The 13,967-nt window shown below is 62.6% G+C and carries 18 protein-coding genes; 9 read left to right on the forward strand and 9 right to left on the reverse strand.

All coding sequences use genetic code 11. From position 1 onward, the window contains the following. The first annotated feature begins 108 nt into the window (after window positions 1-108). On the forward strand, window positions 109-1,143 hold the full coding sequence (locus L63ED372_RS04520; protein WP_062403835.1) for a LacI family DNA-binding transcriptional regulator: 1,035 nt from the start codon (window positions 109-111) through the stop codon (window positions 1,141-1,143). A 16-nt stretch (window positions 1,144-1,159) separates the two neighbouring features. Here the strand turns inward: L63ED372_RS04520 and pdxH are convergent, their stop codons facing one another. Then, complete coding sequence (pdxH, locus tag L63ED372_RS04525) at window positions 1,160-1,792, reverse strand: pyridoxamine 5'-phosphate oxidase (RefSeq protein ID WP_062403838.1); 633 nt, start codon at window positions 1,790-1,792, stop codon at window positions 1,160-1,162. A gap of 47 nt (window positions 1,793-1,839) precedes the next feature. Further along, window positions 1,840-2,478 (reverse strand): gamma-glutamylcyclotransferase, encoded by a 639-nt coding sequence (locus tag L63ED372_RS04530; RefSeq protein WP_082431589.1) that lies wholly within the window; start codon window positions 2,476-2,478, stop codon window positions 1,840-1,842. Window positions 2,479-2,529: 51 nt separating this feature from the next. On the opposite strand from L63ED372_RS04530, the gene L63ED372_RS04535 reads away from it, so the two are divergent. From L63ED372_RS04535 to eda, 3 genes are all read left to right on the forward strand, one after another. Further along, window positions 2,530-2,766, forward strand: a complete 237-nt coding sequence (locus L63ED372_RS04535; protein ID WP_062403840.1) for a hypothetical protein — start codon at window positions 2,530-2,532, stop codon at window positions 2,764-2,766. A gap of 168 nt (window positions 2,767-2,934) precedes the next feature. Beyond that, complete coding sequence (gene edd / locus L63ED372_RS04540; RefSeq protein WP_062403842.1) at window positions 2,935-4,776, forward strand: phosphogluconate dehydratase; 1,842 nt, start codon at window positions 2,935-2,937, stop codon at window positions 4,774-4,776. Then, the gene (eda, locus tag L63ED372_RS04545) at window positions 4,767-5,414 is read left to right on the forward strand and encodes a bifunctional 4-hydroxy-2-oxoglutarate aldolase/2-dehydro-3-deoxy-phosphogluconate aldolase (protein ID WP_062403844.1); all 648 of its coding nucleotides are present in this window, start codon (window positions 4,767-4,769) and stop codon (window positions 5,412-5,414) included. The genes edd and eda overlap by 10 nt, the downstream gene beginning before the upstream one ends. A gap of 29 nt (window positions 5,415-5,443) precedes the next feature. On the opposite strand, the gene L63ED372_RS04550 is transcribed toward eda, so the two are convergent. From L63ED372_RS04550 to L63ED372_RS04565, 4 genes are read right to left on the reverse strand one after another with little or no spacing between them, the layout of a single operon-like run. After that, entirely contained in the window at window positions 5,444-6,121 is a 678-nt protein-coding gene (locus tag L63ED372_RS04550) for an SDR family oxidoreductase (RefSeq protein ID WP_082431590.1), read from the reverse strand. Window positions 6,122-6,152: 31 nt separating this feature from the next. After that, complete coding sequence (gene gloA / locus L63ED372_RS04555; RefSeq protein WP_062403846.1) at window positions 6,153-6,551, reverse strand: lactoylglutathione lyase; 399 nt, start codon at window positions 6,549-6,551, stop codon at window positions 6,153-6,155. Continuing rightward, window positions 6,548-7,120 (reverse strand): PaaI family thioesterase, encoded by a 573-nt coding sequence (locus L63ED372_RS04560; protein WP_062403848.1) that lies wholly within the window; start codon window positions 7,118-7,120, stop codon window positions 6,548-6,550. Before L63ED372_RS04560 ends, gloA begins: the two co-directional genes overlap by 4 nt. A 14-nt stretch (window positions 7,121-7,134) precedes the next feature. Next, complete coding sequence (locus L63ED372_RS04565) at window positions 7,135-7,941, reverse strand: SDR family NAD(P)-dependent oxidoreductase (RefSeq protein ID WP_062403850.1); 807 nt, start codon at window positions 7,939-7,941, stop codon at window positions 7,135-7,137. 137 nt (window positions 7,942-8,078) lie between these two features. Here L63ED372_RS04565 and L63ED372_RS04570 point away from each other — a divergent pair, with 137 nt between their 5' ends. The 5 genes from L63ED372_RS04570 to L63ED372_RS04590 all read left to right on the forward strand — a co-directional run bounded on the left by L63ED372_RS04570 (window position 8,079) and on the right by L63ED372_RS04590 (window position 11,339). Beyond that, entirely contained in the window at window positions 8,079-8,330 is a 252-nt protein-coding gene (locus L63ED372_RS04570; protein WP_062403852.1) for a hypothetical protein, read from the forward strand. Window positions 8,331-8,339: 9 nt separating this feature from the next. Continuing rightward, the gene (locus L63ED372_RS04575) at window positions 8,340-9,221 is read left to right on the forward strand and encodes a PA4780 family RIO1-like protein kinase (protein WP_062403855.1); all 882 of its coding nucleotides are present in this window, start codon (window positions 8,340-8,342) and stop codon (window positions 9,219-9,221) included. Further along, window positions 9,221-9,976, forward strand: a complete 756-nt coding sequence (locus tag L63ED372_RS04580) for a tRNA-uridine aminocarboxypropyltransferase (RefSeq protein ID WP_062403857.1) — start codon at window positions 9,221-9,223, stop codon at window positions 9,974-9,976. The genes L63ED372_RS04575 and L63ED372_RS04580 overlap by 1 nt, the downstream gene beginning before the upstream one ends. A gap of 78 nt (window positions 9,977-10,054) precedes the next feature. After that, entirely contained in the window at window positions 10,055-10,432 is a 378-nt protein-coding gene (locus L63ED372_RS04585; protein WP_062403859.1) for a VOC family protein, read from the forward strand. 28 nt (window positions 10,433-10,460) lie between these two features. Then, on the forward strand, window positions 10,461-11,339 hold the full coding sequence (locus L63ED372_RS04590) for a pirin family protein (RefSeq protein WP_062403861.1): 879 nt from the start codon (window positions 10,461-10,463) through the stop codon (window positions 11,337-11,339). Between the two features lie 24 nt (window positions 11,340-11,363). Here the strand turns inward: L63ED372_RS04590 and L63ED372_RS04595 are convergent, their stop codons facing one another. From L63ED372_RS04595 to L63ED372_RS04605, 3 genes are read right to left on the reverse strand one after another with little or no spacing between them, the layout of a single operon-like run. Continuing rightward, on the reverse strand, window positions 11,364-12,017 hold the full coding sequence (locus L63ED372_RS04595; RefSeq protein WP_082431591.1) for a 2-dehydro-3-deoxy-6-phosphogalactonate aldolase: 654 nt from the start codon (window positions 12,015-12,017) through the stop codon (window positions 11,364-11,366). Further along, window positions 12,014-12,925: a 2-dehydro-3-deoxygalactonokinase gene (locus L63ED372_RS04600; protein ID WP_062403863.1), complete on the reverse strand. Its 912-nt coding sequence runs from the start codon at window positions 12,923-12,925 to the stop codon at window positions 12,014-12,016. The genes L63ED372_RS04595 and L63ED372_RS04600 overlap by 4 nt, the downstream gene beginning before the upstream one ends. Next, window positions 12,922-13,893: a sugar kinase gene (locus L63ED372_RS04605; RefSeq protein ID WP_062403864.1), complete on the reverse strand. Its 972-nt coding sequence runs from the start codon at window positions 13,891-13,893 to the stop codon at window positions 12,922-12,924. The genes L63ED372_RS04600 and L63ED372_RS04605 overlap by 4 nt, the downstream gene beginning before the upstream one ends. Window positions 13,894-13,967 lie beyond the last annotated feature (74 nt).

Here is a 13,967-nt window from a genome sequence, read left to right on the forward strand (position 1 = left end):
CATGAAAACCCGAATTTTGCTGAAAATAAGGGAAAATACCGAATACATTTTTAGCAAGCGCTTACATTTTTATCCCGCTTTTTGGTTTCTTATGGCATGCTCGTTCCTATGAAGCACCGCATCACCATTGAGGAAGTTGCACGTTTGGCAGGCGTTTCAACTGCGACCGTTTCACGTGTGCTCAGCAGACCTGACGTGGTTCGTACCAAGACACAAGAACAAGTGATGTCCGCCATCAGGCAGCTGGATTACCAGCCCGATGCGGCTGCCCGTGCGCTGGCATCTGGTCGCACGCACACCGTTGGCTGTGTCATTCCGACACTGGATCATGCTATTTTTGCGCGCAGCACGCAGGCCATGCAGACAACGCTTGCGCAAGCGGGTTATCAATTGCTGGTGGCCAGCCATGAATACGACCCTGTCACAGAGTTTGAATTGGTGCGTGCGCTGCAGCAGCGCGGCGTAGATTCTTTGGTCTTGGTCGGTACTGACCATGCGCCCCGCCTTTGGAAGGCATTGAGCGCTTGGCGTAAGCCCACCTTGCTGACTTGGTCGTGCGATCCTCGTCTACCCTCATTAGGATTCGATAATGAGGGTGCAGCTCAAATGGCGGCAGCCCATTTGCTGGAGCTTGGCCATCGGCGCATGGGTGTGATCTCAGGCTTTACGACCCACAACGATCGGGCCCGCAGCCGTGTCCATGGCGTGCGCAAATCGCTCGCGCTTGCAGGCCTCACATTGCCGAGTACTTGGGTCACCGAACAAGCATTCAATCTTGAGGGCGGGCGTCTCGGTTTGCGTCAACTGATGAGTGGCCGACAGAAACCCACTGCCATTTTTTGCGGTAACGACCTGCTGGCAGTTGGTGCATTGTTGGAGGCGCAACGCATGGGCCTGAACATTCCCGAAGATCTGTCGATTTGTGGCATCGACAACCTTGAGATTGCTCAAGCGATCAACCCAGGACTCACGACCGTGAGTTTGCCAACGCAGGACTTGGGTCGGATGGCCGCCAAATCCATGTTGTCTGCCATCGCCGGTGAAGTGATCGCCGCGCAATCTTTGCTCCCATTTGAGCTGGTGATTCGAGGCAGCACCGCAGCACCTCGGAAATCACCCACCATGTCCCAGCGAAGGACATGACGGTGTTATGGATCGTTCAGGGCGCCAAGCGCTCTCGCAGCCAGCCGCTGCCCTCTTGGGTGTAACGCAGTCGGTCATGCAAACGGCTTTTGCGCCCTTGCCAGAACTGCCAGTTGTCGGGCACCAGGCGGTAGCCACCCCAGTGCGGCGGACGTGGCGGGTTGAGCATGAATTGCGCCGCGTATTTGGCGGCGTTGGTCACCAACACGGTGCGCCCGTCGATCACCTGGCTTTGCGGTGAGGCCCAGGCCCCGATGCGCGAGTCCAGTGGGCGGCTGTGGAAGTAGGTGTCGCTTTCTTCGTCGCTGACTTTCTCCACACGGCCTTCAATGCGCACCACACGCTCGAGCTCCACCCAGTGAAACTGCAGCGCTGCAAACGGATTGCCCGCCAGCTCTTGTCCCTTGCGGCTGTCGTAGTTGGTGTACCAGACGATGCCGCGTTCGTCATAGCCCTTGATCAGCACCACCCGTGTGCTGGGGCGCAGGTTGCTGGCCACGGTGGCCAGGGTCATGGCATTGGGCTCGGGCACTTCGGCGGCGATGGCCTCTTGCAACCATTGGGCAAATTGCTGCAGAGGGTCAGCATGGGAGGCGTTTTCGTTGAGCTCGGCTTTTTCGTAGCTCTTGCGCAGGTCGGCGATGTTCATGGCCCAAGTATAGGCAGGCGCTGTGTGCGCCGGGCCGCGTTGGCTCCTTAGGCCTGAGCAGGGCTGTGCTTTTCATCGGCATGGCGCAACAAGGCCGCCAACGCCCGGTCTTCGATGCCATGGGCCTGCAGGCTCTCGTAGGTTTGGCGGACATAGTCGAGGGTGGTGCCAAAGCGGCCGCTGGCCTGCTGAAAAATTTGCCGGTAAGTCTCGGCAGGCAACTGCCCTGTGAAGCTCGGGCTGCTGCGCGGCAGGGTGAAGGCCAGGGCTTTCACCGGGCCTTGGGGGGTGTTGCACGGCAGCCAGCTGGGGGTGTAGACGTCCATGGGCATTTCGCGCTCCCACAGCCGCACCAGCACCTCGTCGGCTTGGCCCCTGTCAACCCGGTAGGCCACCCCCTGGCAGCTGCCGCCGGGCAGCAAGGCAAACACCAAGCCCGGGCACTCGGGGCTGCCCCGGTTCAAGCGGCTCCACATTTTCAGGGCGCGGTGCCAGCCCCAGACCCGGCTGATGTGCTGCTCCTGCGCCTCAAACTCGGGCCGCCACAGCAAAGATGCGTAGCCAAACACCCACAAATCCTGACCTGCCACTTGCGCCCGGAATTGGTCGAGCAAAGTGCCCTGAAAAGCCGTGGAAAGTGCAGCGCCGTCACGCTGGCTTGTCGCTTCGGCAGGTGTGTCAGTCATGTGCAATCGGGCCCCATTACAATCCGTGCATTATTTTCGGAGAAAACCTACATGTCGACCCCTCAAGATGACAATCAACCCGTAGTCTGGACCGTTTTGGTGGCCGTGATCGTGCTGGCCGTGGGCCTGGCTGTCGGTTTTGGCATTGCCAAGAGCAAAAAAGCTGCTCCCGCTGCAGCCCCTGTGGCCACGGCACCCGCTGTTGAAGCCTCCGCCCCGGCGGCCGATGCTTCTGCACCTGTGGCCGACGCCTCAACTCCTGCTGCTGCCGCATCTGCACCCAAGTGATTGTCAGAGCGCCGCATCCAAAACCCGCCGCGGCGGGTTTTTTTGCGTCTGTCTGGGCGCTTCTGCGGCTTGTACCCAGTCTGTAACCTCACAAACGCACCAAACCGTGGGAAGGCGGTTACCATCGGTCATGTAATTTAGTTACCAAGTCCTCCAGGGCTCAAGAACATGACACTTCACCCCACGGTGGCCGCCGTTACCGCCCGCATCACCGAACGCAGCCGCCCGACCCGCCAGGCTTATTTGGCGCAGGTGGACGCTGCAGCCCACAAAGACCCCGGTGCCCAGCGCCTGGGCTGCGCCAACGTGGCCCACGCTTTTGCGGCCATGCCCGAGGGCGACAAAAACCGCGCCACCGCCTTGGACAAAATCAAAGTGGTGGCCCCGCGCGCGCCCAACATCGGCATCGTCAACGCCTACAACGACCTGCTGTCGGCCCACGCGCCGCTGCAGCACTACCCCGACCTGATCAAAGACGAAGCCCGCAAATTAGGCGGCACCGCCCAAGTGGCCGGGGGCGTGCCCGCCATGTGCGACGGCGTGACCCAGGGCACACCCGGCATGGAGCTGAGCTTGTTCAGCCGCGACGTCATTGCCATGGCCACGGCGGTCTCGCTCAGTCACGACGTGTTTGACGCCGCCCTGATGCTGGGTGTGTGCGACAAGATCGTGCCGGGCCTCTTGATCGGCGCTTTGCATTTTGGCCACTTGCCCACCGTGTTTGTGCCGGCTGGCCCCATGACCAGCGGCCTGTCCAACAACGAAAAATCCAAGGTGCGTGAACAAGCCGCGCTGGGCTTGGTGGGGCGACCCGAATTGCTGGAGGCCGAGTCCAAGGCCTACCACGGCGAAGGCACTTGTACCTTTTACGGTACGGCCAACAGCAACCAGATGCTGCTCGAAGCCATGGGCCTGCATGTGCCCGGCACGGCCTTCATCAACCCGGGCGAGGGTATGCGCCAAGAGCTGACCCGCGAAGCCGCCCGCACCGTGCTGGCGCTCGTCAAAGACAAACACTTCACGCCCATTGGCCGCTTGGTGGACGAGCGCTGCATCGTCAACGCCATGGTCGCCTTGTTGGCCACGGGCGGCTCCACCAACCACCTGATCCACTGGGTGGCAGTCGCCCGTGCAGCAGGCATCGTGATCGATTGGGACGACTTCTCGGCCCTGTCGGACGTGGTGCCTTTGCTCACCCGCGTGTACCCCAACGGCAGCGCCGATGTGAACCAGTTCCAGGCCGCAGGTGGCCCCGGCTATGTGATCCGCGAACTGCTCGATGCGGGCCTGATGCACGCCGATGTGCTGACGGTGCGCCCAGGCGGCCTGCGCGAATTCACGCGCATTCCTTCAGCGCCAAATGGCCAGCTGGTTTGGCAGGACGCGGGCGTGAGCCAAGACGACACTGTGGTGCGTCCCGCGACCAGTCCTTTCAGCGCCACCGGTGGCCTCAAACTTTTGCAAGGCAATTTGGGCCGCAGCGTGATCAAGATCTCGGCCGTGCCGGAAGCCTTTCACGTCATCGAAGCTCCTGCCCGCGTGTTCAATTCGCAAGACGAATTGCAGCAAGCGTTCAAAGCCGGAGAGTTGGATCACGACGTTGTTTGTGTGGTGCGCTGGCAAGGCCCACAAGCCAACGGCATGCCCGAGCTGCACAAACTCACCCCGCCCCTGGCCGTTCTGCAAGGCAAGGGCTTCAAGGTGGCGCTGGTGACCGATGGCCGCATGAGCGGCGCGTCGGGCAAAGTGCCTGCTGCCATCCACGTCTCGCCCGAAGCCGCAGCCGGTGGCCCGTTGGCCAAGGTGCAAGACGGTGATGTGATCCGCCTGGACGGCGTGGCGGGCACCCTGCAAGTGTTGGTGAGCGAGGCCGACTGGGCCGCCCGCCCATTGGCCCAAATGCCCGCCGAGCTGCGTGCCGCCAATGGCGTGGGCATGGGCCGTGAACTGTTTGCCAACCTGCGCCGCAACGCGCTCAAAGCCGAAGAAGGAGCCTGCACATGGCTGTAATCCCCACCCCGATGTTGACGGCCCTGCAAGTGATGCAGGACGCGCCCGTGATCCCCGTGATCGTGCTGAACGACGTGGCCCACGCTGTGCCCATGGCTCGCGCTTTGCTCGCAGGTGGCATCCGCATGCTGGAGATCACCCTGCGCACACCACAAGCACTGGCCTGTATGGAAGCGATTGCCAACGAAGTCGAAGGCGCGGTGGTGGGTGCGGGCACGGTGCGCAGCCCGCAAGACGCCGCCGCTGCCGTCAAAGCCGGTGCCCGTTTTGCGGTGAGCCCCGGTTACACCCCGGCTGTGGGCCAAGCCTGCAAAGACTTGGGTCTGCCCTTGCTGCCCGGTGTGGCCACCGGCAGCGAAATCATGATGGCGCAAGAAAACGGTTACACCGAACTCAAATTCTTCCCCGCCATGCAAGCGGGCGGCCCGGGCATGCTCAAGGCCTGGAGCGGCCCGTTTTTTGATGTGAAGTTTTGCCCCACCGGGGGCGTTACGCAGCAAAACGCCAACGATCTGTTGAGCTTGCCCAATGTCGCATGTGTGGGGGGCTCGTGGTTGGTGCCTGCAGATGCGCTGGCAAAAGGCGACTGGGCACGTATCGAAGCGCTGGCGCGTGAAGCGAGTCAGTTGCCGCGCTGAGTCATGAAGGGCGCAGAAGGTGTGCCCGATCAGCGCACCGCCCAGCCGCCCGACATCGGGAACACCTGCCCGACAAAGCAGCTGGCCGCGTTGCTGCACAGGTAGGCCACAAAGCGTGCGTCTTCTTCGGCTTTGACCAAGCGGCCCAGCGGCACTTCGCGTTTGAGGCGTTCCTGAAAACGCGGGTTGGCTTGCACTTCGGGTGGGAAGTAGGTGGGGTTGTCGACAAAGTTTTGCGCCACGGCATTGAGCTGGATGTTGTCGGGGGCCAGCTCCACACCGGCCGCTTGCACATAGGCCAGTTGCGCACCGCGTGCGGCGCTGTAGCTGGCGGCGCGTTTCATGCCGCGCAAGGCCGAGGCGCTGCCCATCACCACGATCTTGCCGCCGCCCCGGGCCTTCATGCCGGGCACCACCGCCCGCACCAAGCGGGGCAGCGGGTCGACCATGACCTCAAACACCTGCCGCCACTCGGCTTCGTCTATTTGTGTGGCGGGCGTGGAGGGTGCTGGCAGTGCCAGGTTGATGACCAGCGCATCCAGCGGCCCGGCTGCCTCGATCGCCGTCTGCGCATCCAGAGGATGGGTGAGCAGCCGCGCATCGGCGATCACTTCGGCACCAAAGGCCCTCAACTCGTGGCACAGGGCCGGTCCCATGAAGTCTTGGGACTGGGTCACCAAGATGCGTTGTCCGCTCAGGTCGATCACGTGTGGACTCCAGAAAATGGGCGCTGTGGTCTCAAAGGTTCGCGTATTGCGGCCGCTGGATCAGTTCGATCTTGTAGCCATCGGGGTCGGTCACAAAAGCGATCACGGTGCTGCCGCCTTTGACGGGGCCTGCCTCGCGTGTCACGTTGCCGCCAGCGGCTTTGATCTTGTCGCAGGCGGCATACACGTCGGGCACACCCAGGGCGATGTGGCCATAGGCCGTGCCCATGTCGTAACTCTCCACGCCCCAGTTGTAGGTCAGCTCGATTTCGGCATGCTCCGGGTTGGTGCCGTAGCCGACAAAGGCCAGCGAGTATTTGTACTCGGGGTTTTCGGAGGTGCGTTGCAGCGTCATGCCCAGCACCTGGGTGTAGAAGTCGATCGAGCGTTGTAGGTTGCCCACGCGCAGCATGGTGTGAAGGAGTCTCATGGTTTGTTTCCTGTGGGGGAGGGCATGTCAAAAACCAGGCAAGCGGTGCTGGCATGGGCGTACAGGGTGCCGTCAGGCCCGACCAGCCGGGCTTCGGCGGTGGCCAGTTGGCGGCCGCAGTGCACCACTTGGCCAATGGCCCGCACACGCTGCACTTTGGGGGTCAGGGCTTTGACGAGTTTCACGCTCAGGTCTGCCGTGGTGTAGCCGCGACCGGGCGGCATCATGGTGTGCACGGCGCAGCCCAGGGCCGAGTCGAGCAGGGTGGCAAACCAGCCGCCATGCACCGTGCCCAGCGGGTTCATGTGGTTCAGGCCAGGCGCTCCCTGAAAAATAGCTTGGCCTTCACTGACTTCGATCAGCGTGAAGTCCAGGGTCTTGGCGATGCTCGCATAAGGCAGCTCGCCGCTCAGCAATCCTTGCATGACTTGCAGGCCGGTTTTGCCCGCGACTTGGTCGGGGCGGGCCACGCCGGGGCCAGCGCCTGCATCGAGGCGCTGGCGCACTTCTTTTTCTTCGGCCAGCCAGGTGTCGAGCAGGGAATCGCGTGTGTCGGTTGGTTTGCTCATCAAAACGGTCTCTTTCAGACAGGAACGGTGTAATTGAGTGCCATGCGCCCGCCATCCACTGTGACGATTTCACCGGTGATGTAGCTGGCTGCATCGCTGGCCAAAAATGCCACCACCTTGGCCACTTCGTCGGGTTCGCCCAAGCGTTTCATGGGCGTGCGCATCATGATTTTTTTCTCGGCCGCTTCGCTGGTCAGCACCGCTTGGCGGGCCAGTTCGGTGGCGATCGTCCCGGGGGCCACGGCGTTCACGCGGATGCCAAAATCGGCCAGCGCCAAAGACATGGCGCGGGTCAGCTGGTTGATGCCGCCCTTGCTCACGTTGTAGCTGGCGATGTTCGGGATGGCCAGCACCGCGTTGACCGAGCTCATGTTGACAATCGAACCGCCCCCGGTGCTTTTCATGGCACGGGCGGCGGCCTGGCCCATCAAAAAAGAGCCCTTGATGTTCACGTTGATGACGGCGTCAAAGTCTTCTTCGGTCACATCCAGAAAATCGGCGGCCTTGAAAATTCCGGCGTTGTTCACCAGCACATCCACGCGGCCAAAGGCCTGCAACACATGGTCCACCAGCGCGTCGACATCGGCCTTGCGCGAGACGTCGCAGGCCATAAAACCTGCGCTGTGGCCTGCGCTGCGCAATTCGGCGGCCACGGCAGCACCACGTTCGCTGTTCACATCGGCCAACACGACATGGGCGGCTTCGGCGGCAAAGCGGCGGGCACAGGCCTCGCCAATGCCATTGGCCGCCCCGGTGACGATGACCACGCGGCCTTGCAGGCCAAAAGAGAGGTTGTTGGACAGGGTAGGGGGTGTGGGCATGCTCAAGTCTCCTGGCGGTAGCTTCCAATTTGGGGACCATGCTGCCACAGTCTGGCGCGGTGGTCTGTCACATGCAAGCGGGAGCGGCGACAATGCAGGCATCGCCCTCTCAGGCATCGTCCAGGAATTCCCCCTTCATGACCCCTTCGTCCCCCGGCGCTGCCCAGCGTTCTGCCCCCGATTTGTGTGAACCCTGTGCTGGCATCCAGCAGCACTGGCGCAAAGCCCCCGGCCACGCCGAACTGGTGCAAGGCACCCACCACCGCGAAGACCGTGGCAATGGCCAAGCCAGCTTCACCCGCTACCGCTGCGACCGCTGCGGCGCAGCCTGGGAGTACGAAAACAACAAGGCTAACCAGCACGCAGGCTGGGCCTTGCTTGCGCACTGAAGCCGCCGCATGAAAGCACCACCGAGGCTGCAGACCCTGGTTGAAGAGGGCCTGATCGACACCGTGGTGCGCCAGCTCATGAGTGGCAAAGAGGCCATGGTGTTTGTGGTGCGCTGCGGCGACGAGACCCGCTGCGCCAAGATCTACAAAGAGGCCACGCACCGCAGCTTTCGGCAAGCGGTGGATTACACCGAAAACCGCAAGGTCAAGAACTCGCGCTCGGCCCGCGCCATGGCCAAGGGCAGCAAGTTTGGCCGTCAAGAACAAGAAGCCGCCTGGCAAAGCGCCGAGGTGGACGCTCTGTACCGCCTGGCCGCAGCCGGTGTGCGTGTGCCCCGGCCGTTCAATTTCTTTGACGGCGTGTTGCTCATGGAGCTGGTGACCGACGCCCATGGCGACGCCGCCCCGCGCCTGAACGATGTGGCCTTCACGCCCGCGCAAGCGCTGCAGCACCACGCCACCCTGATTGGCGAGGTGGTGCGCATGTTGTGCGCGGGTGTGGTGCATGGCGATCTGTCGGAGTTCAATATTTTGCTGGCGCACGTGCCTGGCGAGGGCGATCTGCCGGGTGTGGACGAGCCCGTCATCATCGACCTGCCCCAAGCCGTGGACGCGGCTGGCAACAACCACGCCCAGCGCATGCTGCTGCGCGATGTGGGCAACTTGCGCGACTTTTTTGGGCAGTTCGCCCCCGAGTTGCGCCAGACAGAGTACGGCCCTGAAATCTGGAGCCTGTACCAAGCGGGTCTGCTGAGCAACGAGACAGCGCTCACGGGCCGTTTTAAGCGCTCGACGGCCGATGTGGACATGCAGGCGGTGTTGCGCGAGATCGACGATGCCCGCGACGAAGAAGCGGCCCGCCGACTGCGCATGGCCACGCCCTCAGCCTGATGTCTGCACCGACCCTGAAACTGCCGCATGCCGTCTCGCGCCTGCGCACCGAGCGCATGGCCCGCAGCGCCAAGCCTTTCATGGCCCGTGGCGGCATCAAGGGCGAGCGCTGCCCCGGCTGCCGCCTGGTGCCCAGCCATTGCATTTGCGCCTTGCACCCAGAGGTGCCCACGCTGGTGGGCATGTGTTTGCTGATGGCCGACATCGAGCCCCTCAAACCCAGCAACACCGGCTGGCTGATTGCTGATGTGGTGCCTGACACCTTCGCCTTTGGCTGGGCCCGCACCGAGGTTGACCCGGCCTTGCTGGCGCTGCTGGCCGATCCGCAGTGGCAGGCCTTTGTGGTGTTCCCGGGCGAGTTTGTGGCGCCTGAGCGGCTGGTGGGGGACGTGCCCACCCTCTTAGATAACTTGCCCGCCGGTCAGCGCCCGCTGTTCATCCTGCTCGACGCCACCTGGCCCGAAGCCCGCAAAATGTTCCGAAAAAGCCCTTACCTGAACCGCTTGCCCGTGCTCAGCTTGGCCCCCGAACAGGTCTCGCGCTACCAATTGCGCCGCTCCAAACGCGATGACCACTTTTGCACCAGCGAAGTGGCGTCACTCTGTCTGGAACTGGCGGGCGAGCCGCTTGCAGCCGACACCCTGCAGGCTTATCTGGACGTCTACACCCACCACTACCTGCAGGCCAAGCACCAGCTGCCGCCCGACTTGCAAGGGCCAGCGCACGAGCGCTGGCAGGGTTTGAAAAAGTCTTGACCCGGCCAGGCCCTTCGGTATCCGCTACGATGGACGCTCAATAATTTCGCCCGGCAACGGGTCTATGAGGAGAGCGCAATGTTCAGTCATGTGATGGTGGGTGTGAAAGATCTGGAAGTGTCTAAAAAGTTTTATGACGCCGTGTTGGGCACCTTGGGTTATGGCCCGGGCGTGGCCAACAACAACCGTTATTTCTACCGCAGCCCCACGGGCACTTTTGGCATCACCACGCCCATCAACGGCGAGCCCGCTTGCCACGGCAACGGCAGCACCATTGGCTTTGCCGTCAAATCGCCTGAGCAGGGCGAAGCCTTTCACGCGGCGGGTGTGGCCAACGGCGGCGTCACCTGCGAAAACCCACCCGGCTTTCGCGAAGGCCCCGCAGGCAAGCTCTATTTGGCCTACCTGCGCGACCCCGATGGCAACAAAATCTGCGCCTTGCACCGCCCTGCTTGATCGTTGGGTTTTTTGAAAAGGATCGGTTGTGTCTCAAGCTGCCCACCCACACGCCGTGAACGTCTCGCGCACCATCGAACGCCTGGTCACCGGCCAGGCCACGTCAGACGGCGCGGGCGTCAAGCTCAGCCGCATCCTCACACAAAACCTGCAGCACCGGCTCGACCCCTTCTTGATGCTGGATGCTTTTGGCAGCGACAAACCCGACGACTACATCGCGGGTTTTCCGGATCACCCGCACCGGGGTTTTGAAACCGTGACCTACATGATTGCCGGACGCATGCTGCACCGCGACAGCGCGGGCAACGAAGGCCTGTTGCAAAACGGTGGTGTGCAATGGATGACCGCTGGCCAGGGCGTCATCCACTCCGAAATCCCCCAGCAAGCCGATGGCGTGATGGAGGGCTTTCAGCTGTGGCTGAACTTGCACAGCTCCGAGAAGATGAACGTTCCTTGGTACCGTGATTTTCAAAAAGACCAGCTGCCCCAGTTCCAGACGTCAGCGGGCGTGGCCGTGACGGTCATTGCCGGGAGCAGTCACGGCGTGCAGGGCGCAGTGAGCCGCGAGATCACCCAACCGGTGTTTCTGGATGTGCACATGCCAGAGGGCGCACGTTTTGAGCAAACATTGCCCGTTGGGCACAACGCCTTTGTGTACGTGTACCGGGGCGAGGTGAGTATTGCAGGCCAGGCCGTGCCCTTGCAGCGCATGGCCATCTTGGCCAATACGGCGCAGGCCGATGGTGTGGTGATCGAAGCCAGCGCCGAGGCCAAGCTGATTTTGGTGGCGGGCCAACCGCTCAAAGAACCCATCGTGCAATACGGCCCTTTTGTGATGAACACCAAAGAAGAGATCTACCAAGCCTTGCAGGATTTCCGAGACGGACGGTTGGGCGAGAAGGCGTGAGGCCTGCGGGCAAGGAACTGTTTTTCAGCCCTTCAAGGCCCGCGCAAAAGCCTCTGCCTGTTGCTGCACCGCTGGCGCCGATTTGCCCGGCGCGTACAAAGCCGAACCCAAACCAAAGCCACTGGCCCCTGCAGCCAGGTACGCGGCCATGTTATCGGGCTTGATGCCGCCCACCGGCATTAAGACCGCTGTTTTGGGCAGAACCGCCCGCAGCGCTTTCACGGTGGCGGGTGTGATCATCTCGGCCGGGAACAGTTTGAGGCCATGTGCGCCCGCATCGAGTGCGGCAAAGGCTTCTGTGGGCGTGGCCACACCGGGCAGCACCACCATGTTCAGCGCCAAGGCCTGCGCCACCACGGCGGGGTTGAAGTTGGGAGCCACGACCAAACGGCCGCCCGCAGCGTGCACCTGTTTGACCTGCTGCACATTCAGCACCGTGCCTGCGCCGATGAGGGTTTGCGGAAATTGCTGAGTCAGTGCGGCGATGCTCTGCATAGGTTCTGGTGAGTTGAGCGGCACCTCGATGATGGCAAAGCCGCTGCGGACCAAGGCCTCGCCGATGGTCGGCGCTTCAGCAGGGGTGAGGCCACGCAAGATGGCGATCAAGGGCAGCTGGGCCAGGGCTTGGGCCAAGGTGTGGGCGGGGGAGGGTAAAGCGGTCATGGCGGTGGTGTTCATGAAGGGTCACAAGAAGATGCGAGTGCCCACAAGCCGGCCCACGTGGCTTCGGCCCCAAGGCTTTGGCAGGGGATGTGCAGGTGTTGCAGGGCCAGGGTGTAGCGCAGGCAAAGGGCCGGGCTACCGATCACCAGGACCGGGTCTGGATGGGGCAAGACGGCTTGCTGGCGCAGCTCTTCGCCGATCAACAGGCCCGACAAGTAACTGGGCAATTGGGCCGCGCTCAGGCGTTCAAACAGGCCCAGCGTGCGCACCGCAAACAGCTGGTGCAACACACTGCCGCTGTGTTGGCTTTGGTCTACGCCTTGCAAAAAAACCGCTTCGTCAAAAGCGCCCTGCAGGTCCATGGTCTTGCCCAAAATCGAGTGCTGGCTCATCAGCGCAAACACCTCGCCGGTCATGAAGGTCTGGAACTGCTTGACCCGGCCGCTGTGCACCTGCACCCATTTGCTGTGTGTGCCGGGCAGCACCAGTGTGGCGCTGTCGCGGCCCGTCATCTGCAAGGCGCCAAAAATCTGCACCTCTTCGCCGCGCATCACGTCGGGTGTGTTGAGCGGGTCTGTGCCTATACAGCTCAGACCCGGCACCAAGGCGATGCGCCCGGGTTGCAGCCACAAGAGGTGTTGGCCCAACTCGGCAAAGCCTGCGGGGCAAGGGCAGTAGGGGGCTTCTTGCCAGCCTTGTCGGCTGCCGGCCATGCCCGAGATCAGGCACAGGGCACTCGGCACCTGCAACCAGTCGCCAAAGAGTTCGTTCAGCACCGCTTCAAATTGGCCCGGTGCCACGCTCAAGATGCCACGCGGAAAGTCGCGTGATTCAAGCACCTGACCGCTGGCACCCAGCCGTGCGCCGCGCAGCGAAGTGGTGCCCCAGTCGATGGCGATCAAGGGCCGTTGGTTTGTGCTCATGTGGGGCTGCCTTTGGAGAGGGTGTTCAAGTGCCTGAGCACGTCTTCTTGCCGGGGCAGTGGGGCCACCGCACCGTAGCCTTGCACCGACAAAGCGGCTGCGGCATTGGCGTAGGCTGTGGCATCCCACAGGCTGTCGCCCACAGACAGACGCGCCAGCAGGTTGCCTGCAAAACAATCGCCCGCGCCGGTGGCATCCACCGCTGTGACCAGATGGCCTGGCACCTTTTGTTGGTGGTGGCCGTCGCTGGCTACCGCGCCATCGGCACCGAGTTTGAGCACCACTTGGGCCGCACCTTGGGCGTGGCTCCAGTCGATGATGTCGGCGGCTTGGGTGAGGCCCGTGAGGGCGGTCATGTCTTCCAAGCTGGGCAAAAACAGATCACACAGACCCACGGCCTGGCGGATGCAGGCCTGCGCCCGGGCCAGGGGCCACAGGGACAAGCGCAAATTCGAGTCGAGGGCCACCCGTGTGCCGTGGCTTTGGGCATGCGCCATGGCCGCCAAAGCCGTGTCGCAGGCCGAGGCGGAAATAGCCAGCGATATGCCCGACAGGTGCAGCCATTGGCTGCTGACGATGGCGTCATGCCAGTGCGTCAGGTCTTGCGGCTGCATATGGCTCGCGGCCGATCCGGCACGCGCGTAGCTGAAATGGTGGCCTTGTGCGTCGTGGCTCACAAAGTACATGCCGGTGGGCGCTTGTGCGTCGCGCAGCACGCGGGTGGTGTTCACGTTTTCGTTCTGCCACAGGTCCATGAGGCGCTCGCCCCAGCGGTCGGTGCCCAAGCGGCTCAGGTAGGCCACGCGTGCGCCCGCTCGGGCCGCGGCAATGGCAGCGTTGCTGGTGTCGCCGCCAAAGCCTTGCAGGTACATGGGCGGCTCGTTGGGGGCTTGTCCCAGTTGCTGGTTGAACTCGATCATGGCTTCACCCAGGGCCACGATATCGAGGGTTTTGGAGGGGTTTTTCATGAGGAAAAATGCACAAAGGGCTCAACGCACGGTGGGAGAATCGAAGCCAAATTGTCCACGTGGTGAATGGAGCA

Origin of the sequence: Limnohabitans sp. 63ED37-2 (assembly GCF_001412535.1) — a bacterium.
In the GTDB taxonomy this organism is placed as follows: domain Bacteria; phylum Pseudomonadota; class Gammaproteobacteria; order Burkholderiales; family Burkholderiaceae_C; genus Limnohabitans_A.

Coding starts and splice junctions, on each gene's coding strand:
- eda (WP_062403844.1), top strand. CDS start 4,767: ATGGCTGTAATCCCCACCCCGATGTTGACGGCCCTGCAAGTGATGCAG.
- L63ED372_RS04605 (WP_062403864.1), bottom strand. CDS start 13,893: ATGAAAAACCCCTCCAAAACCCTCGATATCGTGGCCCTGGGTGAAGCC.
- L63ED372_RS04570 (WP_062403852.1), top strand. CDS start 8,079: ATGACCCCTTCGTCCCCCGGCGCTGCCCAGCGTTCTGCCCCCGATTTG.
- L63ED372_RS04535 (WP_062403840.1), top strand. CDS start 2,530: ATGTCGACCCCTCAAGATGACAATCAACCCGTAGTCTGGACCGTTTTG.
- L63ED372_RS04520 (WP_062403835.1), top strand. CDS start 109: ATGAAGCACCGCATCACCATTGAGGAAGTTGCACGTTTGGCAGGCGTT.
- L63ED372_RS04580 (WP_062403857.1), top strand. CDS start 9,221: ATGTCTGCACCGACCCTGAAACTGCCGCATGCCGTCTCGCGCCTGCGC.
- gloA (WP_062403846.1), bottom strand. CDS start 6,551: ATGAGACTCCTTCACACCATGCTGCGCGTGGGCAACCTACAACGCTCG.
- L63ED372_RS04600 (WP_062403863.1), bottom strand. CDS start 12,925: ATGAGCACAAACCAACGGCCCTTGATCGCCATCGACTGGGGCACCACT.
- L63ED372_RS04560 (WP_062403848.1), bottom strand. CDS start 7,120: ATGAGCAAACCAACCGACACACGCGATTCCCTGCTCGACACCTGGCTG.
- L63ED372_RS04595 (WP_082431591.1), bottom strand. CDS start 12,017: ATGAACACCACCGCCATGACCGCTTTACCCTCCCCCGCCCACACCTTG.
- L63ED372_RS04585 (WP_062403859.1), top strand. CDS start 10,055: ATGTTCAGTCATGTGATGGTGGGTGTGAAAGATCTGGAAGTGTCTAAA.
- pdxH (WP_062403838.1), bottom strand. CDS start 1,792: ATGAACATCGCCGACCTGCGCAAGAGCTACGAAAAAGCCGAGCTCAAC.
- L63ED372_RS04530 (WP_082431589.1), bottom strand. CDS start 2,478: ATGACTGACACACCTGCCGAAGCGACAAGCCAGCGTGACGGCGCTGCA.
- edd (WP_062403842.1), top strand. CDS start 2,935: ATGACACTTCACCCCACGGTGGCCGCCGTTACCGCCCGCATCACCGAA.
- L63ED372_RS04575 (WP_062403855.1), top strand. CDS start 8,340: ATGAAAGCACCACCGAGGCTGCAGACCCTGGTTGAAGAGGGCCTGATC.
- L63ED372_RS04565 (WP_062403850.1), bottom strand. CDS start 7,941: ATGCCCACACCCCCTACCCTGTCCAACAACCTCTCTTTTGGCCTGCAA.